19 protein-coding genes and 1 tRNA gene are annotated in these 24,933 nt (G+C 60.6%); 15 read left to right on the plus strand and 5 right to left on the minus strand.

From position 1 onward, the window contains the following. The first annotated feature begins 15 nt into the window (after nt 1-15). The 6 genes from infB (at nt 16) to HU765_RS00490 (ending at nt 6,991) form a co-directional block, all read left to right on the plus strand. Complete coding sequence (infB, locus tag HU765_RS00465; RefSeq protein ID WP_186618637.1) at nt 16-2,547, plus strand: translation initiation factor IF-2; 2,532 nt, start codon at nt 16-18, stop codon at nt 2,545-2,547. A gap of 159 nt (nt 2,548-2,706) precedes the next feature. Next, nucleotides 2,707-3,108: a 30S ribosome-binding factor RbfA gene (gene rbfA / locus HU765_RS00470; RefSeq protein WP_016771753.1), complete on the plus strand. Its 402-nt coding sequence runs from the start codon at nt 2,707-2,709 to the stop codon at nt 3,106-3,108. Between the two features lie 4 nt (nt 3,109-3,112). Continuing rightward, entirely contained in the window at nt 3,113-4,030 is a 918-nt protein-coding gene (truB, locus tag HU765_RS00475; RefSeq protein ID WP_024011571.1) for a tRNA pseudouridine(55) synthase TruB, read from the plus strand. 142 nt (nt 4,031-4,172) lie between these two features. Next, nucleotides 4,173-4,442 carry a 30S ribosomal protein S15 gene (gene rpsO / locus HU765_RS00480; RefSeq protein ID WP_016771751.1) on the plus strand — a complete coding sequence of 90 codons (270 nt, stop codon included), beginning with the start codon at nt 4,173-4,175 and terminating at the stop codon, nt 4,440-4,442. A 204-nt stretch (nt 4,443-4,646) separates the two neighbouring features. Further along, the gene (pnp, locus tag HU765_RS00485) at nt 4,647-6,752 is read left to right on the plus strand and encodes a polyribonucleotide nucleotidyltransferase (protein WP_186618638.1); all 2,106 of its coding nucleotides are present in this window, start codon (nt 4,647-4,649) and stop codon (nt 6,750-6,752) included. 166 nt (nt 6,753-6,918) lie between these two features. Beyond that, a tRNA-Thr gene (locus HU765_RS00490) sits at nt 6,919-6,991 on the plus strand. Between the two features lie 21 nt (nt 6,992-7,012). Here the strand turns inward: HU765_RS00490 and HU765_RS00495 are convergent. Beyond that, nucleotides 7,013-7,354 carry a type II toxin-antitoxin system HicB family antitoxin gene (locus tag HU765_RS00495; protein ID WP_186618639.1) on the minus strand — a complete coding sequence of 114 codons (342 nt, stop codon included), beginning with the start codon at nt 7,352-7,354 and terminating at the stop codon, nt 7,013-7,015. Then, entirely contained in the window at nt 7,351-7,602 is a 252-nt protein-coding gene (locus HU765_RS00500) for a type II toxin-antitoxin system HicA family toxin (RefSeq protein WP_186618640.1), read from the minus strand. The genes HU765_RS00495 and HU765_RS00500 overlap by 4 nt, the downstream gene beginning before the upstream one ends. A 348-nt stretch (nt 7,603-7,950) precedes the next feature. On the opposite strand from HU765_RS00500, the gene HU765_RS00505 reads away from it, so the two are divergent. Continuing rightward, nucleotides 7,951-8,256, plus strand: coding sequence for a DUF6388 family protein (locus tag HU765_RS00505; RefSeq protein WP_186618641.1), 306 nt, complete (start codon nt 7,951-7,953; stop codon nt 8,254-8,256). 95 nt (nt 8,257-8,351) lie between these two features. On the opposite strand, the gene nadC is transcribed toward HU765_RS00505, so the two are convergent. Beyond that, entirely contained in the window at nt 8,352-9,200 is an 849-nt protein-coding gene (gene nadC, locus HU765_RS00510; RefSeq protein WP_186547320.1) for a carboxylating nicotinate-nucleotide diphosphorylase, read from the minus strand. 285 nt (nt 9,201-9,485) lie between these two features. On the opposite strand from nadC, the gene HU765_RS00515 reads away from it, so the two are divergent. The 4 genes from HU765_RS00515 to HU765_RS00530 all read left to right on the plus strand — a co-directional run bounded on the left by HU765_RS00515 (nt 9,486) and on the right by HU765_RS00530 (nt 15,448). Then, entirely contained in the window at nt 9,486-11,669 is a 2,184-nt protein-coding gene (locus HU765_RS00515) for a DUF1631 domain-containing protein (RefSeq protein ID WP_186618642.1), read from the plus strand. A gap of 64 nt (nt 11,670-11,733) precedes the next feature. Further along, nucleotides 11,734-12,294, plus strand: a complete 561-nt coding sequence (gene ampD / locus HU765_RS00520) for a 1,6-anhydro-N-acetylmuramyl-L-alanine amidase AmpD (protein WP_186618643.1) — start codon at nt 11,734-11,736, stop codon at nt 12,292-12,294. Further along, on the plus strand, nt 12,291-13,130 hold the full coding sequence (gene ampE / locus HU765_RS00525) for a regulatory signaling modulator protein AmpE (RefSeq protein WP_186618644.1): 840 nt from the start codon (nt 12,291-12,293) through the stop codon (nt 13,128-13,130). The genes ampD and ampE overlap by 4 nt, the downstream gene beginning before the upstream one ends. A gap of 287 nt (nt 13,131-13,417) precedes the next feature. Further along, entirely contained in the window at nt 13,418-15,448 is a 2,031-nt protein-coding gene (locus tag HU765_RS00530) for a methyl-accepting chemotaxis protein (protein ID WP_186618645.1), read from the plus strand. 116 nt (nt 15,449-15,564) lie between these two features. Here HU765_RS00530 and HU765_RS00535 read toward each other — a convergent pair whose 3' ends face one another. Next, entirely contained in the window at nt 15,565-16,341 is a 777-nt protein-coding gene (locus tag HU765_RS00535; protein WP_186618646.1) for a TatD family hydrolase, read from the minus strand. A gap of 3 nt (nt 16,342-16,344) precedes the next feature. Then, nucleotides 16,345-17,340, minus strand: a complete 996-nt coding sequence (cra, locus tag HU765_RS00540) for a catabolite repressor/activator (protein WP_186618647.1) — start codon at nt 17,338-17,340, stop codon at nt 16,345-16,347. Between the two features lie 304 nt (nt 17,341-17,644). Between cra and ptsP the strand changes: the two genes are divergently transcribed. The 4 genes from ptsP to HU765_RS00560 all read left to right on the plus strand — a co-directional run bounded on the left by ptsP (nt 17,645) and on the right by HU765_RS00560 (nt 24,916). After that, nucleotides 17,645-20,506, plus strand: a complete 2,862-nt coding sequence (gene ptsP / locus HU765_RS00545; protein ID WP_186618648.1) for a phosphoenolpyruvate--protein phosphotransferase — start codon at nt 17,645-17,647, stop codon at nt 20,504-20,506. Further along, entirely contained in the window at nt 20,506-21,447 is a 942-nt protein-coding gene (pfkB, locus tag HU765_RS00550) for a 1-phosphofructokinase (RefSeq protein WP_186618649.1), read from the plus strand. The genes ptsP and pfkB overlap by 1 nt, the downstream gene beginning before the upstream one ends. 11 nt (nt 21,448-21,458) lie before the next feature. Next, nucleotides 21,459-23,192, plus strand: a complete 1,734-nt coding sequence (locus HU765_RS00555) for a PTS fructose-like transporter subunit IIB (RefSeq protein WP_186618650.1) — start codon at nt 21,459-21,461, stop codon at nt 23,190-23,192. A gap of 182 nt (nt 23,193-23,374) precedes the next feature. After that, entirely contained in the window at nt 23,375-24,916 is a 1,542-nt protein-coding gene (locus HU765_RS00560; RefSeq protein ID WP_186618651.1) for an alkaline phosphatase D family protein, read from the plus strand. Nucleotides 24,917-24,933: the final 17 nt, after the last annotated feature.

A 24,933-nucleotide genomic window follows, 5' to 3' on the forward strand; every position in this document is an offset into this window, starting at 1 on the left:
TGAGGAGAGAAGTGCATGACGCAAGTCACGGTGAAACAACTGGCCGATGAGGTCAAAACACCGGTAGAGCGCCTGTTGCAGCAGATGCGTGAGGCAGGTCTGCCGCACACCGCCGCCGACGAAAATGTGACTGACAGTGAGAAGCAATCCCTGCTGACTCACTTGAAGAGCAGTCACAAGGCGAAAGTGGAAGAACCACGCAAGATCACGCTGCAGCGTAAAACCACCAGCACCCTGCGTGTGGCTGGTAGCAAGAGCATCAGCGTTGAAGTTCGCAAGAAGAAAGTTTTCGTACAGCGCAGCCCGGAAGAAATCGAGGCCGAGCGCAAGCGTGAACTGGATGAGCGTCGCGCAGTAGAAAATGCTGCCCGTCAGAAGGCTGAAGAAGAAGCCAAGCAACGCGCCGAAGAAGAAGCGCGTCGCCAGCCTGCTGCCGCGCAGAACGCTGCCAGCAACGCCGTTTCGGCGCCGGCTGCCGCAGCCGAGCCTGTTCGCGAAAGCGCACCGGTGGTTGCCGCTGCTCCAGCGCCGTCGGCTGACGTTCGCAACAAGCAGAACGAACAGCGCCGTCCGGACAAGCCACGTGCCGACGATAACAATCGTCGCAGCGGTGGCGGCGATGGCGAGCGTAAAAACGCTCCGCATCGTGCTTCGGTCAAAGAAAAAGCCCCGGCGCCACGTGTGGCACCTCGTACCACCGACGAAGAAAGCGATGGCTTCCGTCGTGGTGGTCGCGGCAAGGCCAAGCTGAAGAAGCGCAACGCCCACGGTTTCCAGAGCCCGACCGGCCCTGTCGTGCGTGACGTGCAGATCGGCGAGACCATCACCGTTGGCGATCTCGCCAACCAGATGTCGGTCAAGGCTGCCGAAATCATCAAGTTCATGTTCAAACTGGGTACCCCAGCGACCATCAACCAGGTGCTTGATCAGGAAACTGCTCAACTGGTAGCCGAAGAACTGGGCCACAAAGTGACCCTGGTCAGCGACACCGCCCTGGAAGATTCCCTGGCCGAGTCCCTGAAGTTTGAAGGTGAGTCGTTCTCCCGTGCTCCAGTCGTGACCGTAATGGGCCACGTTGACCACGGTAAAACTTCCCTGCTCGACTACATCCGTCGTGCCAAGGTAGCGGCTGGCGAAGCCGGCGGTATCACCCAGCACATCGGTGCATACCACGTTGAGACTGATCGCGGCATGGTCACTTTCCTCGATACCCCGGGTCACGCTGCGTTTACCGCAATGCGTGCCCGTGGTGCCAAGGCGACCGACATCGTGATCCTTGTGGTTGCAGCGGACGACGGCGTGATGCCACAAACCATCGAAGCGGTTCAGCATGCTCAGGCTGCTGGCGTGCCTCTGGTGGTAGCGGTGAACAAGATCGACAAGCCGGGCGCCGATCTCGATCGCATCCGCAGCGAACTGTCGGTTCACGGCGTGACTTCCGAAGAGTGGGGTGGCGACACACCATTCGTTCCGGTTTCGGCGAAGATGGGTACTGGCGTTGACGAGCTGCTTGAAGCCGTTCTGCTGCAAGCCGAAGTTCTCGAACTGAAGGCAACCCCGTCGGCTCCTGGCCGTGGTGTTGTGGTTGAATCGCGTCTCGACAAGGGCCGTGGCCCGGTTGCGACCGTGCTGGTTCAAGACGGTACCCTGCGCCAAGGCGACATGGTTCTGGTCGGTTCGAACTATGGCCGCGTGCGTGCCATGCTCGACGAGAACGGCAAGCCAATCAAGGAAGCCGGTCCTTCCATCCCTGTCGAGATTCTCGGCCTGGACGGTACGCCGGACGCTGGCGACGAGATGAGCGTAGTTGCCGACGAGAAGAAAGCCCGTGAAGTGGCTCTGTTCCGTCAAGGCAAGTTCCGCGAAGTCAAACTGGCTCGCGCTCACGCCGGCAAGCTGGAAAACATCTTCGAAAACATGGGTCAGGCTGAGAAGAAGACGCTTAACATCGTCCTCAAATCCGACGTCCGTGGTTCGCTGGAAGCGTTGAACGGTGCCTTGAATGGCCTGGGCAACGACGAAGTACAAGTGCGCGTAGTGGGTGGCGGTGTCGGTGGTATCACCGAGTCCGACGCCAACCTGGCACTGGCTTCCAACGCTGTACTGTTCGGCTTCAACGTGCGTGCCGATGCCGGCGCTCGCAAGATCGTCGAGCAGGAAGGTCTGGATATGCGTTACTACAACGTGATCTACGACATCATCGAAGACGTCAAGAAAGCCCTGACCGGCATGCTCGGCAGCGATGTTCGCGAGAACATCCTGGGTGTGGCCGAAGTGCGCGACGTGTTCCGTTCGCCGAAGTTTGGCGCGATCGCCGGTTGCATGGTCATCGAAGGTGTTGTGCACCGTAACCGTCCGATCCGCGTTCTGCGTGAAGACATCGTTATCTTCGAAGGCGAGCTGGAATCCCTGCGCCGCTTCAAGGATGACGCTTCCGAAGTCCGTGCCGGCATGGAATGCGGTATCGGCGTGAAGAGCTACAACGACGTCAAAGTCGGCGACAAGATCGAAGTCTTCGAGAAGGTTCAGGTTGCTCGCAGCCTCTGACTCGCGCACTTCAAGGGCCACGATGGGCCGTAGCATGCAAATGCACGGCACAGCGTCCGGACTCTAAACGCAACGCCCGGTCTGGCTTTTGTCAGGCCGGGCGTTTGCCGCTTTCAGACCTTGCGGATCTCACCGCTGGGCAGTAACAGGTAACAAATCATGGCAAAAGAATACAGCCGTACCCAACGTATCGGCGATCAGATGCAGCGCGAGCTGGCTCAACTGATCCGTCGCGAAGTCAAGGATCCGCGCGTCGGTCTCGTCACCATTACCGCTGTGGAAGTGTCCCGTGACGTCGGTCACGCGAAAATTTTCATCACCGTGATGGGCCAGGACAACGCTGAAGACATCGCGCAAAGCATCAAGGTGCTGAATGCCGCCGCAGGTTTCCTGCGCATGCAACTGGCCCGTGAAATGAAGCTGCGCAGCGTGCCGCAATTGCACTTCCACTACGACGAGTCCGTCGTGCGTGGCGCGCACCTGTCGGCATTGATCGAGCGTGCCGTGGCTGAAGACAATCAGCACGTTGCCGCTCCTGCACCTGAAGACACCAAGGAGTAATTCGGTGGCTCAGGTCAAACGTATCCGTCGTAACGTCAGCGGCATCATCCTGTTGGACAAGCCGTTGGGGTTCACCTCCAACGCCGCCTTGCAGAAGGTGCGCTGGCTGCTCAATGCCGAGAAGGCCGGGCACACCGGCAGCCTCGACCCGCTGGCCACCGGCGTGCTGCCGTTGTGCTTTGGCGAGGCGACCAAGTTCTCGCAATACCTGCTCGATTCCGACAAGGGCTACGAGACTCTGGCGCAATTGGGCAAGACCACCACCACGGCCGATGCCGAAGGTGAGGTTTTGCAGGAGCGTCCGGTGACCGTTGGTCGCGCCGATGTCGAAGCGGTGCTGCCGAAATTTCGCGGGCAAATCAGTCAGATACCGCCGATGTACTCGGCGCTCAAGCGTGATGGCCAGCCGTTGTACAAACTGGCACGTGCAGGCGAAGTAGTGGAGCGCGAACCGCGTTCTGTTACTATTGCGCGCTTGGAATTGCTGGCCTTCGAAGGCGATACTGCGCGGCTTGCGGTGGACTGCAGCAAGGGCACCTATATTCGCACCCTGGTGGAGGATATCGGTGAGCAACTCGGTTGTGGTGCGTACGTCGCAGAACTGCGTCGGACCCAGGCCGGGCCTTTTACCCTGGCGCAAACCGTGACCCTCGAAGAGCTGGAAGCGGTACATGCCGAAGGCGGCAACGAAGCGGTCGATCGCTTCCTGATGCCATCGGACAGCGGCCTGCAGGATTGGCCGTTACTGCACTTCTCCGAAGCGAGCGCGTTCTACTGGCTCAACGGCCAGCCGGTGCGCGCCCCGGATGCGCCGAAGTTCGGCATGGTGCGGGTACAGGATCACAATGGTCGCTTCATCGGTATCGGTGAAGTGAGCGAAGACGGGCGCATCGCGCCGCGTCGCTTGATTCGGTCAGAATGACCGGAACCGGTCTGCGAAAGCGGGCCGGCGAGTGTGGCTGTTAACAGGCATGGTCACTACTCATTTATAGATACAGGGATTTGTCCCTGGCCTGTTGAAGCTGTTTCCCTGAAACAGTTTCCTGATAAGGAAGGATTGCCTCATGGCTCTCGACGTTCAAGAAAAAGCTCAAATCGTTGCTGACTACCAGCAAGCTGTTGGTGACACTGGTTCGCCAGAAGTGCAGGTTGCACTGCTGACCGCCAACATCAACAAACTGCAAGGTCACTTCAAGGCCAACGGTAAAGATCACCACTCCCGTCGTGGTCTGATCCGCATGGTAAACCAGCGTCGCAAGCTGCTGGACTACCTGAAAGGCAAGGACGTGAGCCGTTACGCTGCTCTGATCGCTCGCCTGGGTCTGCGTCGCTAATCAGCGATTGCGCTATGAGGTTGGTTGTCTGCCAGACGTCAGCGGTTTTCCGCTGGCGCCTTGCAGGCTCCCAGCCTCAAGTTTTATCTGCAATATGGCTTTACCTGTAACACCCGGACAATTGCCCTCGGGCCGATTCCCGAGATTGCCCAAGAATTCGCAAGAAACCGTTTCCCCCAAGAGCCACAAAGAAGGTAGGACACCGTGAACCCGGTAATCAAAAAATTCCAGTTCGGTCAATCGACCGTTACCCTCGAGACAGGCCGTATCGCCCGTCAGGCCTCCGGCGCAGTATTGGTCACCGTTGACGACGACGTCAGCGTGTTGGTGACTGTCGTCGGTGCAAAACAAGCCGATCCGGGCAAGGGTTTCTTCCCTCTGTCCGTTCACTACCAGGAAAAGACTTACGCTGCCGGTAAGATCCCTGGCGGTTTCTTCAAGCGTGAAGGCCGTCCTTCCGAGAAAGAAACCCTGACTTCCCGACTGATCGACCGCCCGATCCGTCCGCTGTTCCCAGAAGGCTTCATGAACGAAGTGCAGGTCGTCTGCACCGTCGTTTCCACCAGCAAGAAGACCGATCCGGACATCGCTGCGATGATCGGTACCTCGGCTGCCCTGGCCATTTCCGGCATTCCATTCGACGGCCCGATCGGCGCCGCTCGCGTGGCTTTCCACGAAAGCACCGGCTACCTGCTGAACCCGACTTACGAACAGCAAGCCGCTTCGAGCCTGGACATGGTCGTGGCCGGTACTGCCGACGCTGTGCTGATGGTTGAATCGGAAGCCAAAGAGCTGACCGAAGACCAGATGCTGGGCGCGGTACTGTTCGCTCACGACGAATTTCAGGTTGTGATCAACGCTGTCAAAGAACTCGCTGCCGAAGCCGCCAAGCCAACCTGGAACTGGGCGCCTGCGCCTGAAGCCACCGAACTGCTGGGCGCTATCCGTGCCGAGTTCGGCGAAGCGATCTCCCAGGCTTACACCATCACCATCAAGGCCGACCGTTACGCTCGTCTGGGTGAGTTGAAGGATCAGGTGGTTGCCAAGCTGTCCGGTGAAGAAGGCCAGCCTTCCGCTGCTGAAGTCAAAGCTGCCTTTGGCGAAATCGAATACCGCACCGTTCGCGAAAACATCGTTAACGGCAAGCCACGTATCGACGGTCGCGACACCAAAACCGTACGTCCGCTGAACATCGAAGTCGGCGTTCTGCCGAAGACTCACGGTTCGGCGCTGTTCACCCGTGGCGAAACCCAGGCTCTGGTAGTCGCGACTCTGGGCACCGCCCGTGACGCACAACTGCTGGACACTCTGGAAGGCGAAAAGAAAGACCCGTTCATGCTGCACTACAACTTCCCGCCGTTCTCGGTGGGCGAGTGCGGTCGTATGGGTGGCGCCGGTCGTCGCGAAATCGGTCACGGCCGTCTGGCCCGTCGTTCGGTTTCGGCGATGCTGCCAGCCGCTGACGTGTTCCCGTACACCATCCGCGTGGTTTCGGAGATCACCGAATCCAACGGTTCGAGCTCGATGGCTTCCGTGTGCGGTGCTTCCCTCGCGCTGATGGACGCTGGTGTGCCGATGAAGGCACCAGTGGCCGGTATCGCCATGGGTCTGGTTAAAGAAGGCGAGAAGTTCGCCGTCCTGACCGACATCCTCGGCGACGAAGATCACCTGGGCGACATGGACTTCAAGGTAGCCGGTACCGCCAAAGGTGTGACCGCGCTGCAGATGGACATCAAGATCAAAGGCATCACCGAAGAGATCATGGAAATCGCTCTGGGCCAGGCCCTGGAAGCGCGCCTGAACATCCTCGGCCAGATGAACCAGATCATTGGCCAGTCGCGTACCGAACTGTCGGCCAACGCACCGACCATGATCGCGATGAAGATCGACACCGACAAGATCCGTGACGTTATCGGTAAGGGTGGCGCGACCATCCGTGCGATCTGCGAAGAAACCAAGGCTTCGATCGACATCGAAGACGACGGTTCGATCAAGATCTTCGGCGAAACCAAGGATGCCGCAGAAGCAGCACGTCAGCGCGTTCTGAGCATCACTGCCGAAGCCGAGATCGGCAAGATCTACGTCGGCAAGGTTGAGCGCATCGTCGACTTCGGCGCATTCGTCAACATCCTGCCGGGCAAGGACGGTCTGGTGCACATCTCGATGCTGAGCGACGCTCGTGTAGAGAAAGTGACCGACATCCTCAAAGAAGGCCAGGAAGTGGAAGTGCTGGTACTGGACGTGGACAACCGCGGCCGTATCAAGCTGTCCATCAAAGACGTGGCAGCGGCCAAGGCTTCGGGCGTTTAATCCCCCCGACGCTTTAGCCCAATGAAAATGCCCCCGCCGTGCAAACGGCGGGGGCATTTTTTTGCCTGAAATAAAGAAATTGCCACAAATGTAGTTCTCAAAAGAAAACCATCAGGCAAGCCACAAATTTGCCGCAGCCCGAGTCCAGTGCTAGGTTTAGCACACCGCCCGTGTAGCTCAGCCGGTAGAGCAGCGCACTCGTAACGCGAAGGTCGCAGGTTCGATTCCTGTCTCGGGCAAAAATTTTTTCGCCTTCGGTTTTATGCGTGGTGTTGGAGGTATTCGTTCAGTGCTTGGCGTGTCAGATCATTCAACGACACATTTTGACGGGTTGCTGCCAAAGCCGCTGCCAAGTGCAGATCGTGCCCGATGCGAACATTGAACGAACCTTTGCACGGGATTTCAGGCTTCTGCCCGAGGTGCTGACAGGTTTGTAAATAGTCATCTACCGCCTCGCGAAAGGCTGCTTCCAGTTCAGCCACCGTTTGTCCTTCATAATTCACCAGCGCCCTGATGAAAAGGAGTTTTCCGAACAGGCACTTATCCTCGGTGCTCGCTTCAATAGAGCCAACATAGCCTTTGTAGTGCAGCTGGGAACTCATGGAATCAGGCCTCCTGTTTTCAGTTGCTCGATAATCTGGCGTCTTGCGTATGTCTTGATCTCATTTCCGGGATGTGGCTTGTGCAGGTTGATCATTGCGCTCGGATCCCCATTGTCGAATTTGATCCTGCTACCGGATCCTTCCAGCTGGGAGTAACCAAGCCGACCTAACAGCGTGACAAGCTCGGACCATGTGAATGCGCTGTGCCCGTTGATTAGCTTGGCGAGAAGTTTTTCAGTCTTTGACATACTGGCCTTTTGTTGCAACTGAATATAGTTGCATGTTCTTGGGCGGTCAATGTGAAGGTTTCGTTTGTCGTAACCTAAAAGGCGATTGGTGGGGATTTATACGCAGTGAATTTCGCGCATGGAAACAGGAAACTGTAACCAGGCGCATACCGCCCTTCATTCCCCCGGTTGCACTGGCTTGCGTCTCTGTTAGGATTCCTCTGTCCCAGACAAGCAAGCACCTTTGTTTTCAGATGATCCACGAATGGTTCTGAAGGCCAGGAAAACCGAGCTACCAATGGCTTCCTGCGTCAGAGAGATCCTTGATGATCCAGATCCATCTTCCATTCCCAGATCAGCGAGAACGCCATGACCGCTAAAGAATTATCCCAAGAAGCCAGGCACGAAGAAGCGCTGGTTAAGTACCTCGAAGAAACGCCGCAATTGCGGGAAGAGATCAAGGACCTGAGTCCTGATGATCAGAAAGACCAGATCCAGTGGGCCTTCGAAGACGAAGCCGAAGCGCAGGGCTTGCAGCCGTGGGAGCTGACCCTCAAATACACCAGCACGCCGGAGGAGTTTGAGGCCAAGCGCCTGGAACTGCATAAAGAGGCGGCTGAAGTATTGGGTGTCGAGTGGGACGAGTACTGCGAGATGAACAATCTCGTCGTTTGACGAGAGCCACAAGCTTCAAGCTTCAAGTCAAAGCAGAGACGCTCTGGCTTGTAGCTTGTAGCTTGTAGCTTGTAGCTTGTAGCTTACCGCTGCGTTTAAAGGCTGAGGCGCATCGACAGGTCCACCGCTTTGACGTCCTTGGTCATCGCGCCGATGGAGATGTAATCCACGCCCGTCTCGGCGATCGGCAGCAGTGTGCTTTCGTTGATGCCACCGCTGGCTTCCAGTTTCGCCTTGCCGCCATTCAGGCGTACGGCTTCGCGCATGTCATCCAGGCTCAACTCGTCGAGCATGATGATGTCGGCGCCGGCTTCCAGCGCCTCCTTCAGTTCTCCAAGACTTTCCACTTCGATCTCGACCGGTTTGCCCGGGGCGATCTTGTGTGCGGCAGCCACCGCTTCGGCGATGCCACCGCTGGCAGCGATGTGGTTTTCCTTGATCAGGAAGGCGTCGTAGAGACCGATGCGGTGGTTGTGGCAACCACCGCAGGTCACCGCATATTTCTGCGCCAGACGCAGGCCAGGCAGGGTCTTGCGGGTGTCGAGCAGCTTGACCTGCGTTTGCGCGACGAAGTCCGCCAGGTACTGCGCACGCGTCGCCACACCTGAAAGCAGCTGCAAAAAGTTCAGTGCGCTGCGTTCGCCGGTCAGCAGTGAACGGGCCGGACCTTCCAGATGAAACAACGGCTGATTGGCCTTGACCCGCTCGCCATCGACCACTTGCCAATGCACCGCCACGCGCGGATCGAGCTGGCGAAACACCGCATCGACCCACGCAGTGCCGCAGATGACCGCGTCGTCACGGGTAATGATGGTGGCTTTGGCCAGGCGTTCGGCCGGGATCAGTTGCGCGGTGATGTCGCCGCTGCCGACGTCTTCGAGCAACGCACGGCGCACGTTGGCTTCGATTTCGGCGGTCAGATCGGCGAGACGTAGATTCGGCATAACGGACTCCACAAACAAAGTGATTCGATTATAGGGGCAGGGCGCGAGCCAACCCAAGGCGAGAACGCGCGCGGCTGACTGCATCTGGTCGATTTTTCCGTAAGCCGAGTGCGCGGCGCCGTCGTCACAGAGGGGCGCGGGCATAGGGGAAACCCTGACGCCTATAGCATCGCGGACATCTTTTGCAAGATAATCCGCCTTGTATTTGACGTCATGGCTTTGACGAACGACTCCACCGGGGCAGTGTCAAAACGACGAACCGAATCACCGCTCCAGGAGGCTTGGATGCACAACGACGGGAAAGTAGTGCCTTTGCACAGGGCCGCTGGCGATCAGGCTGATCGCGCGCCGCTTGCCCGCCTGCCGGTGATTCTGCTTCAGGTTCGCGACAAGGCCGCCCAGCAGTTGCGCCACGGCTTGCAGGAGCTGTTCGATAACGCTGACGACACGCTGTTTGAAATGGCTGATCGGGCGCGTAATGACGTTGATCAGAATATCTTTTTCGAAGCCATGCGCGATTTGCGCCTCAAGCGCAAAAACATCGAGCGCGGCTTTCTCGAACAATTCTTCGAAGCCTTTGCCAGCCTCACCCAATACGATCCCGCTGCCGATCGCCTGCCACGCACGCGGGTGATTGAAGAGTCGGCGCCGCGCACCGATGACAGGGAGCGTACCGTTGCCGTGCAAACCATGGTCAGTCGCGTGCTCAAGCGTGATGGCTTCGCGCTTGATCAACTGACGGCACGGTTCAGTGCGCTGCTTGGCAACCGTCTGGAAAATCCGCACAACCCGCTCGGCCCGGCGATGCTGTGCGAGTACTTCTTGCAGGCCGGACGTAACCTCGGCGTCGAAATCAAGGTCAAGCTGATCCTGCTCAAGCTGTTCGAACGCTATGTGCTGGCCGACACCGAACAGCTGTATGCCGAAGCCAACCAACTGCTGCTCGCTACCGGCGTCTTGCCGCATTTGAAACCGGCGACGACGCGGCGCAAGAGCGAGCATGCTTCGGCCGACATTTCCTTCGAAGTACACGACGATCCGCCCCCAGCGGATGACGGCGTGGAGGAAGCGTTCGCGGCGTTGCAGCAATTACTGGTGCATGTGCGTGGCCGTGTCGCGCCCACACTGGAGCCCGGCGCCCCGGCGCAACCGATCAATACGCGCGATCTGCTGCGCTTGCTCTCGCACTTGCAACAATACGTGCCGGCGCTTGAGGCGCAGGAAGACTTTGATCTGCGCAACCAGCTCGAACAATTGCTGACCCGGGTCAGCGTCAGGAGCGGCAAGTCCCGTGTGGTCGGCACCGCCGACGAAGATGTCATCAACCTGATTGCCATGGTCTTCGAGAGCATTATCGAGGATCGCAATGTCCCCGACTCGCTCAAGGCGCTGATTGCCCGGTTGCAGATTCCAATGCTCAAGGTTGCCGTGCTCGACAAGAGTTTCTTCAGCCGCAGCACGCATCCGGCGCGACGCCTGCTCAATGAAATCGCCGATGCCGCCATGGGCTGGAGCGACTGTGACGGCGATGCTCGGGACAGTCTCTACGTGCGCATCGAGCAAGTGGTGCAGCGCCTGCTGACGGAGTTTGTCGATGACCCGGCGATATTTTCCGAACTGCTCGCCGATTTCCTCGCATTCACCCAGGACGAACGCCGGCGCACCGAGCTGCTCGAACAGCGCTTGCGTGACGCCGAAGAAGGCCGGGCGAAAGCCGACCTGGCCCGGCGTCGCGTCGAACAAGCGTTGCAGCAGGCGCTGTTGGGCGAAGTGGTGCCGGCCTCGGTGCTTGCGTTTGTGCAGCACGCCTGGAGCAAAGTGCTGCTGTTGACCTGCCTCAAACATGGCGACCAGTCTGCCGAGTGGCAGGCCGACGTGCAGACCATGGAACAATTGATCTGGAGCGTGCAGCGTCATGACGACGCCGAGTCCAGCTTGCGTCTGCTGGCGCTGCTGCCGGGGTTGCTCAAGTCGCTGCGTGACGGCTTGAGCAGCACGGCGTTCGATCCGTTTGCTACCAGTGAATTCTTCAGTGCGCTGGAAGCGCTGCATGTCCGCGTGCTGGAGCGTTCCGATGATACTGATCGCCACGCAACGGGCATGATTGAAGTGTCGCCAGACGTTTTGCAGCTGGGCGTCGACCCCATTGCTGCCGCGACACCGTCGGCGGGTGTGCCACAGGACGACGCCGGCCTGCGCCAGGTTGAGCAACTGCGCATGGGCCACTGGGTGACGTTTGACGACGAGGACGGGCAGGCGTTGCGCTGCAAGCTCGCCGCGATCATCGACGCGACGGGCCAATACGTTTTTGTCGACCGCACCGGCATGAAAGTGCTGGAGCGCAGTCGCACAGACCTGGCCCAGGCGTTTTGCCGTGGCACGGTGCGCATACTGGACGACACCTTGCTCTTCGACCGTGCGCTGGAGTCGGTGCTGGGTCATTTGCGGCGACTCAATCGCGGCAAGTGATCGCGCGGTGGGGGCGGATCGCGGCATACTGGGCGCCAACACAGTCGGCGTTGAAGGAATCGGTATGCAGTTGGATCCCGCTAGCGGGTGGTGTCATGGGGTGCAGATTTGCCCATCGCCCAACTTCAATGAACGCCCGGCGGGCGAAATCTCCCTGTTGGTCATCCACAACATCAGCCTGCCGCCGGCACAATTTGCCACGGGCAAAGTGCAGGAATTTTTCCAGAATCGTCTGGATGTCACCGAACACCCTTACTTTGCAGGCATCGCTGACTTGCGCGTATCGGCGCATTTTCTGATTGAACGTGACGGCAAGGTCACGCAGTTTGTCTCCTGTCTGGAGCGCGCGTGGCATGCTGGCGTATCGGTGTTCGAAGGCCGCGAAACCTGTAACGATTTTTCCGTGGGCATCGAGCTGGAAGGCACCGATGATCTGCCGTTCACCGATGCGCAGTATCAGGCGTTGACTGCGCTGACCCGGCAGTTGCAGGCACGTTTTCCGGCCATCACCGATCAGCGTATCTGCGGACACAGCGATATCGCTCCGGGCCGCAAGACCGACCCGGGACCGGCATTCGACTGGGCACGCTACCGCGCCGCCCTGGCAAAAGAGGAAGGACAATGAGTTTTCTGGTGTTACTGCTGGCGGTGTGGATCGAGAAGTTTTCGGCCCTGCGCCATCGGCTTCAACGCGACGGCGGATGGATCCGCGAACTGCACAAACTCGAAGCCGGCGAGCGGCTGGCGAAACAACCCTGGCTGGTGCTGACGATTCTGGTGCTGCTGCCGGTCGCCTTGCTCGGTTTGCTGCTGTTGGTACTGGAACCGGTGGCTTACGGTTTGCTCGCACTGCCGGTGCATTTGCTGGTGGTGATTTACAGCCTGGGCCGTGGCGACTTGCTCGGCGGCCTCGGGCCGTTCCGCGATGCCTGGCGCCGTGAGGATCTGCAAGCGGCGGCGCATGTTGCCAAGCGCGATCTGAATATCTGCGCCGACAGCGGCGAGCAGTTGCTTGAACGTGTGCAGGGGCACCTGTTGTGGCAAGCCTATCAAAGCTTTTTCGCGGTGATCTTCTGGTATTTCCTGCTCGGTCCGGTGGTTGCACTGGCTTATCGCTTGTTGGCGCTGGCCGAAGAGCACGGGCAAAACCCGGCGCTGGTCGAGCGCGCGGCACAGATGCGTCACGCCTTCGACTGGGTGCCGGTGCGATTGCTCGCGGCGAGCCTGGCCCTGGTCGGCAACTTTGTCGCGGTCAGCCGGGTGATGCTGCATGAACTGCTCAACTGGAACATCAGCGCGGCGCAACTGATAAACAAGGTCGGCCTGGCGGCCGGAGAAATCCCGCCGCCGGTGGCCGGTCCGGAAGGCATCACCACCCTCGATTGCCTGTGGGAACTGCTGCTGCGCGCGGCGGTGCTGTGGTATGCCGGGTTTGCCCTGTGGACTGTTCTGGTTCACTGACAAGCCAAAGTGAAACTCATTGTGGTGAGGGAGCTTGCTCCCGCCGGGTGGCGAAGCCGCCCTCGCTGTTAATCAGCCAAAACGCGTCGTCTGATTTGCGCCTGCTGCGCAGCCGAGCGGGAACAGGCTCCCTCGCCACCGTGATCTTTCGTTGTCCTCCTGTTGTTAACCTTAAGTTACAAAACCTCCCTTCGATTTGAGCTATACAGAGATAGCGCCCGATAGTGGCTATCTGCTGTCGCCCTGCGCCTGCCAATAAAAACAAGAAAAACCAAGGGAGACTCCCCGTGAAGAGCTTGCTCTATCCCGCCGTCTCGCTGATGAACCGCCTGAGCTTCGGCATGAAGTTCAGCCTGATCAGCGTGCTGTTTCTGGTGCCGATGCTGGTGACCAATTTCTATCTGGTGCGCGACTCCTATCGCGAATTTCAAGGCACCCGCGTCGAACTGCAGAGCCTCGACCTGCTGGGCAGCAGCCTGAGCCTGCGCCGGGATCTGGAAACCTTGAACAATCTGGTACAGATCGACGTCACCCTCGGTCAATCCGGCAAGGCGGGTGATGTCGAGGCGCAGATCGGCACGCTCGAACAAGCCCTGTTGGCACGCCTGCAGGGGCTGAGAGCAATGACCGAGGACCCTGAACAGATCAAAGTGTTCGACGCCAAGCGCGATGAGATGATTGCGGCGTTCAAGGCCCAGCAGGCGGAAAGTTCGCTGCAAAGCAAAAGTGCCTTGATTGGCAAGCTACTGGCCAGCGCGCAGATTTTCAGCCAGATCATCACCAGCCAGGCCGGCTTGAGCCGCGACAACCAGAGTGACATCCGTCAACTCAGCGAACTGCTGACCCTGGTGACGCCGACGGTCACACAAACCCTCGGCGAAGGTCGCGCCATGGGCTCGTATTCGTTGGGGCTGGGCTTTCTCAACAGCGCGTCGAGTACCCGCTTTGATGAACTGTTGGCGCAGATTGAAAAACTCCAGGCCGAGTACGCCTTGAAACTGCACGACGCCCTCGGTTCCAGCAGCGCAGCGCGCGATACCCTCAGCGCACACGCCGATAGCAGCAAGGCCTCGCTCAAGCAAGCGAGCGAGCTGTTCGAAGAGCAAGTGGTCATGGCCGACACTCTCGATGCGCCGTGGCAGGCGTTCTACGATCAGGTCACGGTGCTGATCGACAAGACTTATCAGCTCAACGAAGCGACCCTGAAATTCCTCGACCGCCAATTGCAGCAACGCCTGTCGCAGAACCGCACGCACATGATTCTGCAGGCGTCTGCACTGTCGGTAGTGTTCGTGCTGATTTTTTATCTCTACGGCGGTTTCTACGCCTCGACCCGCACCACCCTGAAAAGCCTTGGCGCGATGATGGACAAGGTGGCGGCGGGGGACATGACGGTCAACTTCAAGGCAAGCAGCCGTGACGAACTGGGTGAGCTGGGCGAGGTGTTCAACGGCACGGTGAAGAAAATTCACGACCTGATCGAGCGGGTGGGCCAGACCGTCGGCGAGGTCGAGCGTCAGGCAGGGCAGGTCGAAGTGGTGTCGGCGCAAAGCAACCTGGCCGTTGCCGGGCAGCGCACGCAGATCGAGCAAGTGGCGACGGCGATGAACCAGATGTCAGCGACGTCGCTGGAGGTCGCGCGCAGCGCCGCCGCGGCGGTGAACAGCGCCCACAGCGTCAACGACGAGACCCTCAGCGGTCGCGGTCTGGTGCAATCGCAACAAGGCAGCATTGCCGCACTGGCCAGCGAGATCGATCAGTCGGTGCTGGTGATCAATCAGCTTGCCAACGACAGCCAGTCGATCAGCCGCGTGCTCGAAGTGATCAAGAGCATCGCCGAGCAAACCAACCTGCTGGCGCTCAACGCCGCGATCGAAGCGGCCCGGGCCGGTGAGCAGGGACGTGGTTTTGCCGTGGTCGCCGATGAAGTGCGCACCCTGGCCAAACGCACGCAGCAATCGACCGAAGAGATTGAGCAGATGATCGCCAAACTGCATGGCGGCGTCGGCGCGGCGGTGAAGGCCATGGGCATCAGTCATCAGATGGCCAACGGCACGGTGGGGCAATCGGAGAAGGTGCAGCAGGCGCTGGAAAACATTCTTGGCGCCGTGGGCATGATCGTCGATCAGAACCAGCAGATCGCCGCCGCCGTCGAGCAGCAGACTGCTGTGGCCCATGACATCGACCAGAACATCGTCGAGATCAACCGCGCCGGCGAGCGCACCGCGCAGGGGGCACACCAGACCGAAGATGCGAGCCGCGCGTTGTCGGTACAGGTCGTTGAACTCAAACAACTGATCAGCGCGTTTCGCGTCTGAGCCATACATTAATCCCTTGTAGGAGTGAGCCTGCTCGCGATAGCGGTCTGTCTGAAAAAATATCGGTAACTGACACACCGCTATCGCGAGCAGGCTCACTCCTACAAGGGGATCGGTTACCAGCCGAAGACTTCGCAGCAGTTGGCGGTGCTGGCGGTGGCGAGTTGTTCAGGAGTGATATTCATCAACTCAGCCAACGCTGCGCAAATCGCCGGCAAATGCGCCGGGGTGTTGCGCTGGCCGGGGAACATCGCGGGCGCCATGTCCGGCGAGTCGGTTTCCAGCACCACCGACTCCAGCGGCAGTTCAGGCAAGACCCGATGCATACGCAACGCCTGCGGCCAGGTCGGTGCGCCGCCAAGACCCAGTTTGAAACCGAGCTTGATGTATTCCCGCGCCTCCTCGCGGCTGCCGGCGAAGGCGTGGATGATCCCCGCGCGTTTGAGCTTGGAGCGCTTGAGCGTGGCGATCACCGCGGCATGGCTGCGGCGCACATGGATCAGCGGCGGCAACTCAAAGTCCGCCGCCAGTTGCAGCTGCGCCTCGAACAGCGCCTGCTGCCGCTCGCGGTCCAGGGTTTCGATGAAGTAATCCAGGCCGATCTCGCCCACCGCGCACAACTGCCGATGACCGCGTAGCCGTGTCAGCCAATCACCGAGCGCGTTTAAATCGTCGGGGCGATGCTGATCGAGAAACACCGGGTGCAAACCGAATGCGGCATACAAATCCGGATCGCTCTGCGCCAGATCCCACACCCGTTGCCAGTTATCCTCATACACGCCCAGCACGACGATGCGCCGCACGCCGAGGGCGCGACTTTCGGCGAGCAACTCTGCGCGATCGGCGTCGAAGTCGGGAAAGTCGAGGTGGGTGTGACTGTCGATCAGCTCCACGATTCAGTCCCGATGAATACGCTGCTTGAAGGTCCGCGCAATGGCTTGCACGCCCGGTTGGTAATCGTCTTGTTCGACCGCGGCCAGCGCCAGTTCCAGCGCCTTGTCGGCGATCAACTGGTGTTGCTGAGCCATGGCGTTGACCGGCAGCGGCAGGAAGTCCAGCAGTTGCGTGTCGCCAAACGTGCCGAGGCGCAGCGGGCGGGACTTCAGCGGGAAGTCATGCAGCGCGTCGAACACGCCTTGCAGCAGCACGTAGGAGGTGGTCACCAGCGCATCCGGCAAATGCCCCAGACGCTGCAAGAGTTCTTCCATCAATTGCTTGCCGCACTCGCGACTGAACGACTCGGCGTGTTCGACCAGCACTTCACCTTTGAAGTCGCTGAGCGCTTCGCGGAAACCGGCGGCACGTTCCTGGCTGATGCTCAGCTCGGGGCGGGCGCCGAGCAGCACGATCTGCTTGGGCTGCGGGTCGAGCAGACTTTGCGTCAGGTGCAGGCTGGCCTCGCGGTCGTCGCTGATCACCGAGCAGAAATGCTCAGGCTCCATGACCCGGTCGATGGCGATGATCGGCAGTCCTTTGTCTTGCAACTGACGGTAACTGTCATCGCCAGCGGGCAGGCAACTGGCGACGATCAGCGCATCGCAACGACGGGCGCGGAACAGTTGCAGCAACTGCCGCTCGCTGTCCGGCGCATCGTCGGAACTGGCGATCAGCAATTGATAACCGCGCGCCCGTGCGCCTTGCTCCAGCAGCTTGGCGATCCGCGCGTAACTGGGGTTTTCCAGATCCGGCAGGATAAAACCCAGCGTGCGCGTGTGCCGGCTGCGCAGGCCGGCGGCTTGCGGATTGGGCGTGAAGCCATGCAAATCGACCACCGCGCGCACCCGCTCAACGGTCGCATTGCTGATGCGTTGCTGTTCGGCTTTGCCGTTGATGACGTAGCTGGCGGTGGTGACGGACACGCCGGCCAACCGTGCGATATCACTGAGTTTCAACCCGGGATTTCCTTGTTTTTTCGAGCATGCCGCGAGATTTTCGCCAATCCTACCCGATTAGGGCAGGCGACTTATGGCCTACGCGCATCCGACAAGTTGGACTTCAAGGATGGGACATTATCGAGTAACGTGCCGATCAATCTAGATTAAACGTTTCAGCAAGCGTATTTTCTACGTTTCGGACGCTTTTGGCCGGTCCTGCCGTGAAACCGCCAAAACTGCTGCTGAAAAGCGCGGCAGAGCGCCTAAGCTGTGACCATTCAAAACAATACCTGGCGTTGAACTGCGCCAAAAAGGAGATCGCATGCTCGAGCTCACTATAGAGCAGATATCCATGGGCCAGTCGGCCGTGGATAAACCCGCCGCCCTGCAATTGCTCGCCAGCCATCTGGTCGCCGACGGTCTGGTTGCCGATGGCTACCTCGCCGGCCTGCAGGCCCGGGAAGCCCAGGGCTCGACCTTTCTCGGTCAAGGCATCGCCATCCCCCACGGCACCCCGCAAACCCGCGATCAGGTGTTCGCCACCGGTGTGCGCCTGATGCAGTTTCCCGACGGCGTCGATTGGGGCGATGGCCAGATCGTTTATTTGGCGATCGGCATCGCGGCCAAGTCCGACGAACACCTGCGCCTGCTTCAACTGCTGACCCGCGCCCTCGGCGAGACCGATCTGGGCCAGGCCCTGCGTCGCGCCAGTTCGCCCGAAGCGCTGCTGAAACTGCTGCAAGGCGCGCCGCAGGAACTGGCACTGGACGCTCAAATGATCGGCCTCGGTGTCTCCGCCGATGATTTCGAAGAGCTGGTCTGGCGTGGCGCGCGTCTGCTGCGTCAGGCTGATTGCGTGAGCAACGGGTTTGCCGGCGTGTTGCAGCAAGTCGAAGCGCTGCCACTGGGCGATGGCCTGTGGTGGCTGCACAGCGAGCAAACCGTGAAGCGCCCTGGTCTGGCGTTCGTCACCCCGGACAAACCGATGCGCTACCTCGGTCAACCGCTCAGCGGTCTGTTCTGTCTGGCGAGTCTGGGCGAAGCGCATCAGGCATTGCTTGAGCGTTTGTGTGCGCTGTTGATCGAAGGTCGCGGCCATGAACTGGGCCGCGCCACCAGCAGTCGCAAAGTCCTCGAAGTGCTTGGCGGCGAGTTGCCCGCCGACTGGCCGAGCGCGCGCATTGCGCTGGCCAACGCCCACGGTTTGCATGCGCGCCCGGCGAAGATTCTGGCGCAATTGGCGAAAAGCTTTGACGGCGAAATTCGTGTGCGCATCGTCGACAGCCAGGACAGCGCCGTGTCGGTGAAAAGCCTGAGCAAACTGCTGAGCCTCGGCGCCCGGCGCGGTCAGGTGCTGGAGTTGATCGCCGAACCCAGCATCGCCGCCGACGCCTTGCCGGCCTTGCTCGCGGCGATCGAGGAAGGACTCGGTGAAGAAGTCGAGCCGCTGCCGGCCGTGAGTCAGCAGCGCGAAGTCATTGCCGATATCGCCGAAGTGCTGGTCGCCCCAGCCTCTGGTAGCCAGTTGCAAGCGATCCCGGCGGCGCCCGGCATCGCCATCGGCCCGGCGCATATTCAGGTGCAGCAAACCATCGATTACCCGTTGCGTGGCGAGTCCGCCGCGATTGAGCGCGAGCGTCTCAAGCAAGCGCTGAGCGACGTACGCCTCGACATTCAGGGCTTGATCGAACGGAGCAAAGCCAAGGCGATCCGCGAGATTTTCATTACCCACCAGGAAATGCTCGACGACCCCGACCTGACCGACGAAGTCGACACGCGCCTGAAGCAAGGCGAAAGCGCTGAAGCGGCGTGGATGGCGGTGATTGAAGCGGCGGCGAAACAACAGGAATCGCTGCAGGACGCCTTGCTTGCCGAACGCGCAGCGGATCTGCGCGACATCGGCCGTCGTGTGCTGGCGCAGCTGTGTGGCGTGCAAACTGCGAACGAGCCTGAGCAACCGTACATTCTGGTGATGGACGAAGTCGGTCCGTCCGACGTCGCGCGCCTCGATCCGGCGCGTGTCGCCGGGATTCTCACCGCGCGCGGTGGTGCCACCGCGCACAGCGCCATTGTTGCGCGCGCCCTCGGTATTCCGGCATTGGTCGGCGCGGGGGCGGCGGTGCTTTTGCTCGAACCGGGCACGCCGCTGCTGCTCGATGGCCAACGCGGCCGTTTGCATGTCGATGCAGATGCCGCGACATTGCAACGCGCTGCCGAGGAACGCGACACTCGTGAACAACGCCTGAAAATCGCCGCCGAACAACGCCATCAACCGGCACTCACCACCGACGGCCATGCTGTCGAAGTGTTCGCCAACATCGGTGAAAGCGCCGGCGTGATCAGCGCGGTGGAGCAGGGCGCCGAAGGCATCGGCCTGCTGCGCACCGAACTGATTTTCATGGCCCACCCGCAGGCGCCCGATGAAGCGACCCAAGAAGCTGAATACCGTCGCGTCCTCGATGGTCTGGCCGGGCGACCGCTGGTGGTGCGCACGCTGGACGTCGGTGGCGACAAGCCGTTGCCGTATTGGCCGATCGCCAAGGAAGAAAACCCCTTCCTGGGTGTGCGCGGTATTCGCCTGACCTTGCAGCGTCCGCAGATCATGGAAGCGCAGTTGCGCGCCTTGCTGCGCTCGGCCGACAACCGTCCGCTGCGGATCATGTTCCCGATGGTCGGCAGCGTTGATGAGTGGCGTCAGGCCCGTGATATGACCGAGCGTCTGCGTCTGGAAATTCCGGTCGCTGATCTCCAACTGGGGATCATGATCGAAGTGCCGTCAGCCGCATTGCTCGCGCCGGTGCTGGCCAAGGAGGTCGACTTCTTCAGCGTCGGCACCAACGACCTGACCCAATACACCCTGGCCATCGATCGTGGTCATCCAACGCTGTCTGCACAAGCGGACGGCTTGCATCCGGCGGTGCTGCAACTGATCGACATCACCGTGCGCGCGGCCCATGCCCATGGCAAATGGGTCGGCGTGTGTGGCGAACTGGCGGCCGATCCGCTGGCGGTGCCGGTGCTGGTCGGCCTCGGTGTCGACGAGCTGAGCGTGTCCGGTCGCAGTATTGCCGAGGTCAAGGCGCGCATCCGCGAACTCAGCCTGACCCAGGCGCAAACCCTTGCTCAACAGGCCTTGGCCGTGGGCAGCGCCAACGAAGTGCGCGCATTAGTGGAGGCCCTGTAATGGCCAGGATTCTTACTCTGACCCTCAACCCGGCGCTCGACCTCACCGTCGAGCTGGCGCGGCTTGACGCCGGTCAGGTCAATCGCAGCGACGAGATGCACACCCATGCCGCCGGCAAGGGCGTGAACGTCGCGCAGGTGCTGGCCGACCTCGGCCATCAAGTCACCGTTAGCGGCTTTCTCGGCGCGGACAACCTGCAAGCGTTCGAAACCCTGTTTGCCAAACGCGGTTTTGTCGATGCGTTTATTCGCGTGCCGGGCGAGACCCGCAGCAACATCAAAGTCGCCGAGCAGGACGGGCGCATCACCGACATCAATGGTCCTGGACCGAACGTTGACGCGGCGGCGCAGCAGGCTTTGCTCGATCGCCTCTTGCAGATCGCACCGGGGCACGATGCGGTGGTGGTCGCCGGCAGCTTGCCGCGTGGTGTCACGGCGCAATGGTTGCGTGCGTTGATCGAAAAGTTGAATGAGCTTGGCTTGAAAGTCGCCCTCGACTCCAGCGGCGAAGCCTTGCGCGCCGCGTTGCAGGCCCGCCCATGGCTGATCAAGCCGAACACCGAGGAACTGGCCGATGCGCTCGGTTGCGAAGTGGTTTCGCCGACCGCCGAAGCGCAAGCCGCTGCACGCTTGCATGCGCAGGGCATCGAGCACGTGGTGATTTCCCACGGCGCCGACGGGGTGAACTGGTTCAGTGTCGGCTCGGCTTTGCATGCCACGCCGCCGAAAGTCAGCGTCGCCAGCACGGTCGGTGCCGGTGACTCGTTGCTGGCCGGTATGCTCCACGGGCTGCTCAGTGCCGACACACCCGAGCAGACCCTGCGCACGGCCACGGCGATTGCCGCGATGGCGGTGACCCAGATCGGTTTCGGCATCAACGACGCCGCGCACCTGGCGCAGCTCGAACAGGGTGTGCGCGTACGCCCCCTGACAGAACAATAAGAGGGTTTGTCATGAAGTTAGCCATTGTTACGGCTTGCCCCAACGGCATGGTCACCAGTGTTCTTTGCGCGCGTCTGCTCGATGCGGCGGCGCAGCGTCAGGGCTGGAGCACCAGCGTGGAAGTGGTCGATCCGGCGCACCCGGAACGTGAATTGTCGGCGGCGACGATCGAAGCCGCCGAGTGGGTATTGCTGGTGAGCACGGGGACGGTGGACATGACCCGCTTCGTCGGCAAGCGGGTGTTCCAGATTGCGCCGGCGCAGGCGTTGCAGGATGTCGAAGCGGTGCTGCGGCGGGGCGCTGAAGAAGCTGAAGTCTACGTTGCCAGCGAAGTCGAACCGGCGATTGATACGCCGCGTGCGCCGCGCATCGTCGCCGTTACGGCATGCCCGACCGGTGTTGCGCACACCTTCATGGCTGCCGAGGCTTTGCAGCAGGCCGCCAAGCGCCTGGGTTATGAATTGCAGGTTGAAACACAAGGCTCGGTCGGCGCGAAAACTCCGCTCAGCGCAGCGGCCATCGCCGAAGCCGACGTGGTGCTGCTGGCGGCGGATATCGACGTCGCCACCGAGCGTTTTGCCGGCAAGAAAATCTATCGCTGCGGCACCGGGATTGCACTCAAGCAGTCCGAAGCTACGTTGAAAAAAGCCTTGGCCGAAGGCGTTGTGGAAAGCGCGGCGGACGCAGGCAAGGCTGCGGCCAAGTCAGAAAAAACCGGCGTCTACAAACACCTGCTGACCGGTGTGTCGTACATGCTGCCGATGGTCGTGGCCGGTGGTCTGCTGATCGCGTTGTCGTTCGTCTTTGGCATCACCGCGTACAAGGAAGAAGGCACGCTGGCGGCGGCGCTGATGCAGATCGGCGGGGAAACCGCGTTCAAACTGATGGTGCCGCTGCTGGCCGGTTACATCGCCTATTCGATTGCCGACCGTCCGGGCCTCGCACCGGGGATGATCGGCGGGTTACTGGCGGGCACCTTGGGCGCCGGGTTCATCGGCGGGATCATTGCCGGTTTTATCGCCGGTTACGCCGCCAAAGCCATCGCCCGCTATGTGAAATTGCCGCAGAGTCTGGAAGCGCTGAAGCCGATTTTGATCATCCCGTTGCTCGCCAGTCTGGTCACCGGTCTGGTGATGATTTATGTGGTCGGCAAACCGGTCGCTGGCATGCTTGCCGCACTCACGCAGTTCCTCGACAGCATGGGCACCACCAACGCCATTTTGCTCGGCGTATTGCTCGGCGGCATGATGTGCGTCGACCTCGGCGGGCCGATCAACAAGGCTGCGTATGCGTTCTCGGTGGGGCTGCTGGCTTCGCAGAGTTACGCGCCGATGGCCGCGACCATGGCCGCCGGCATGGTGCCGCCGATTGGTTTGGGCATTGCCACGTTTATCGCGCGGCGCAAGTTTGCCCAGACTGAGCGCGAGGCCGGCAAGGCGGCCTTCGTGCTGGGCCTGTGCTTCATCTCTGAAGGGGCGATTCCGTTTGCCGCGAAAGATCCGCTGCGGGTGATTCCGGCGAGCATCGCCGGCGGTGCGCTGACCGGTGCACTGTCGATGTACTTCGGCTGCAAGCTGATGGCGCCGCACGGTGGCCTTTTTGTGCTGGCCATTCCGAATGCGATCAACCATGCGCTGTTGTACCTGCTGGCGATTGTCGCGGGGAGCCTGGTGACGGCGGTGGTGTATGCGCTGCTCAAGCGGCCTGAGACTGTCGAGCAGGCAGTCGAACCCGTCAGCGCCTGACAACGCTATCCCCCCTGTAGGAGTGAGCCTGCTCGCGATAGCGGTGTGTCAGTTAGCATTGATGTTACTGACCCACCGCTATCGCGAGCAGGCTCACTCCTACATTTGAATTGCGGTGTGGCCGATGTCATGGCGGGTTCACACAGCCATGCTTAAGTTTTCCCTTTTGCAGGGAGAACACCATGAGCGATTTCAACCTCGGGCGCCGTCGCGTCGTGCAAGCCGTCGGTGCCGGGCTGTTGCTGCCGGGGCTGGCGCCGGCAGTGATTGCCTCGGTCAAGGATCGCCCGCAACTCACCGACGGCGTGCAGTCCGGCGACCTGCTCGGCGACCGCGCGATGATCTGGAGCCGCAGCGACCGCCCGGCACGCATGGTCGTCGAATGGGACACCCGCAGCCTGTTCGGCAACCCGCGCCGCCTCGTCTCGGCCCTGGCCGATGCCCGCACTGATTTCACCGCCCGCGTCGAACTCAGCGGCCTGCCCGCCGACCAGGCAATTTTCTATCGCGTGCACTTCGAAGACGCGCAAAGCGGCATCCCCAGCGAGCCATGGTTTGGTCATCTGCGCAGCGTGCCAACGTCAAAGCGTGACTTGCGTTTTGTCTGGAGCGGCGACACCGTCGGCCAGGGCTTCGGCATCAATCCGGACATCGGCGGCATGCGCATCTACGAAGCCATGCGCCTGCGCCTGCCGGACTTCTTTATCCACAGCGGCGACACGATCTACGCCGACGGCCCGGTGCCCGCACAACTGACCACCGAAAACGGGCGCATCTGGCGCAACATCACCAGCGAAGCCAAGAGCAAAGTCGCGCAGACCCTCGACGACTATCGTGGCAATTACCGCTACAACCTGATGGACGAAAACGTCCGACTCTTCAATGCCCAGGTGCCGCAGATCTGGCAGTGGGACGACCACGAAGTGGTCAACAACTGGTCGCCGGGCAAGCAGCTCGATGAGCGCTATCAGGAGAAAGATATCCACAAGCTGGTTGGCCGTGCGCGACAGGCCTGGCTCGAATATGCGCCGATGCGTTTACAGGCGGCGGACGGTGGCGGGCGAATTTATCGCAAGCTGAGTTATGGGCCGATGCTTGATGTGTTTGTGCTGGATATGCGCAGCTATCGTGAGGCCAACGATGACAACCTCGGCGCGGCAAAACCGTTCTTGGGACGTGAGCAATTGGACTGGCTCAAGCGTGAGTTGAAAGCGTCGAAGGCGCAGTGGAAAGTCATCGCCGCCGACATGCCCATCGGCCTTGGCGTGCCGGACGGCGAGGTCAGCCCGGGTGTTGCGCGTTGGGACGCGGTGGCCAACGGCGACCCCGGCCCGGCGCAGGGGCGTGAATTGGAAATCGCCGAACTGCTTGGCTATCTGCGGGCGCAACAGGTGCGCAATTTCGTGTTTCTGACGGCGGATGTGCATTACTGCGCCGCGCATCACTATCACCCGGATCGCGCGGCGTTTCAGGATTTCGAACCGTTCTGGGAATTCGTCGCCGGACCGTTGAATGCCGGTAGTTTCGGGCCGAATCCGCTGGACAAGACCTTTGGACCTGAGGTGGTTTTCGAGAAAGCGCCTGCCGAACAAAACACCTCGCCGTTTGCCGGGTTTCAGTTTTTTGGCGAGGTGAATATTGAAGGGCAGAGCGGCGAGATGAGTGTGGTGTTGCGGGATCTGGATGGGGTGGCGGTTTTCGAACAGAAACTGCAACCCGTCTGAACACCGCGCCCCCTGTG

The sequence above is a fragment of the Pseudomonas sp. SWRI81 genome (genome assembly GCF_014268545.1).
In the GTDB taxonomy this organism is placed as follows: domain Bacteria; phylum Pseudomonadota; class Gammaproteobacteria; order Pseudomonadales; family Pseudomonadaceae; genus Aquipseudomonas; species Aquipseudomonas hamedanensis.

Coding starts and splice junctions, on each gene's coding strand:
- ptsP (WP_186618648.1), top strand. CDS start 17,645: ATGCTCGAGCTCACTATAGAGCAGATATCCATGGGCCAGTCGGCCGTG.
- infB (WP_186618637.1), top strand. CDS start 16: ATGACGCAAGTCACGGTGAAACAACTGGCCGATGAGGTCAAAACACCG.
- nadC (WP_186547320.1), bottom strand. CDS start 9,200: ATGCCGAATCTACGTCTCGCCGATCTGACCGCCGAAATCGAAGCCAAC.
- HU765_RS00560 (WP_186618651.1), top strand. CDS start 23,375: ATGAGCGATTTCAACCTCGGGCGCCGTCGCGTCGTGCAAGCCGTCGGT.
- ampE (WP_186618644.1), top strand. CDS start 12,291: ATGAGTTTTCTGGTGTTACTGCTGGCGGTGTGGATCGAGAAGTTTTCG.
- HU765_RS00495 (WP_186618639.1), bottom strand. CDS start 7,354: ATGAGTTCCCAGCTGCACTACAAAGGCTATGTTGGCTCTATTGAAGCG.
- HU765_RS00505 (WP_186618641.1), top strand. CDS start 7,951: ATGACCGCTAAAGAATTATCCCAAGAAGCCAGGCACGAAGAAGCGCTG.
- pfkB (WP_186618649.1), top strand. CDS start 20,506: ATGGCCAGGATTCTTACTCTGACCCTCAACCCGGCGCTCGACCTCACC.
- HU765_RS00500 (WP_186618640.1), bottom strand. CDS start 7,602: ATGTCAAAGACTGAAAAACTTCTCGCCAAGCTAATCAACGGGCACAGC.
- ampD (WP_186618643.1), top strand. CDS start 11,734: ATGCAGTTGGATCCCGCTAGCGGGTGGTGTCATGGGGTGCAGATTTGC.
- HU765_RS00555 (WP_186618650.1), top strand. CDS start 21,459: ATGAAGTTAGCCATTGTTACGGCTTGCCCCAACGGCATGGTCACCAGT.
- rpsO (WP_016771751.1), top strand. CDS start 4,173: ATGGCTCTCGACGTTCAAGAAAAAGCTCAAATCGTTGCTGACTACCAG.
- HU765_RS00515 (WP_186618642.1), top strand. CDS start 9,486: ATGCACAACGACGGGAAAGTAGTGCCTTTGCACAGGGCCGCTGGCGAT.
- rbfA (WP_016771753.1), top strand. CDS start 2,707: ATGGCAAAAGAATACAGCCGTACCCAACGTATCGGCGATCAGATGCAG.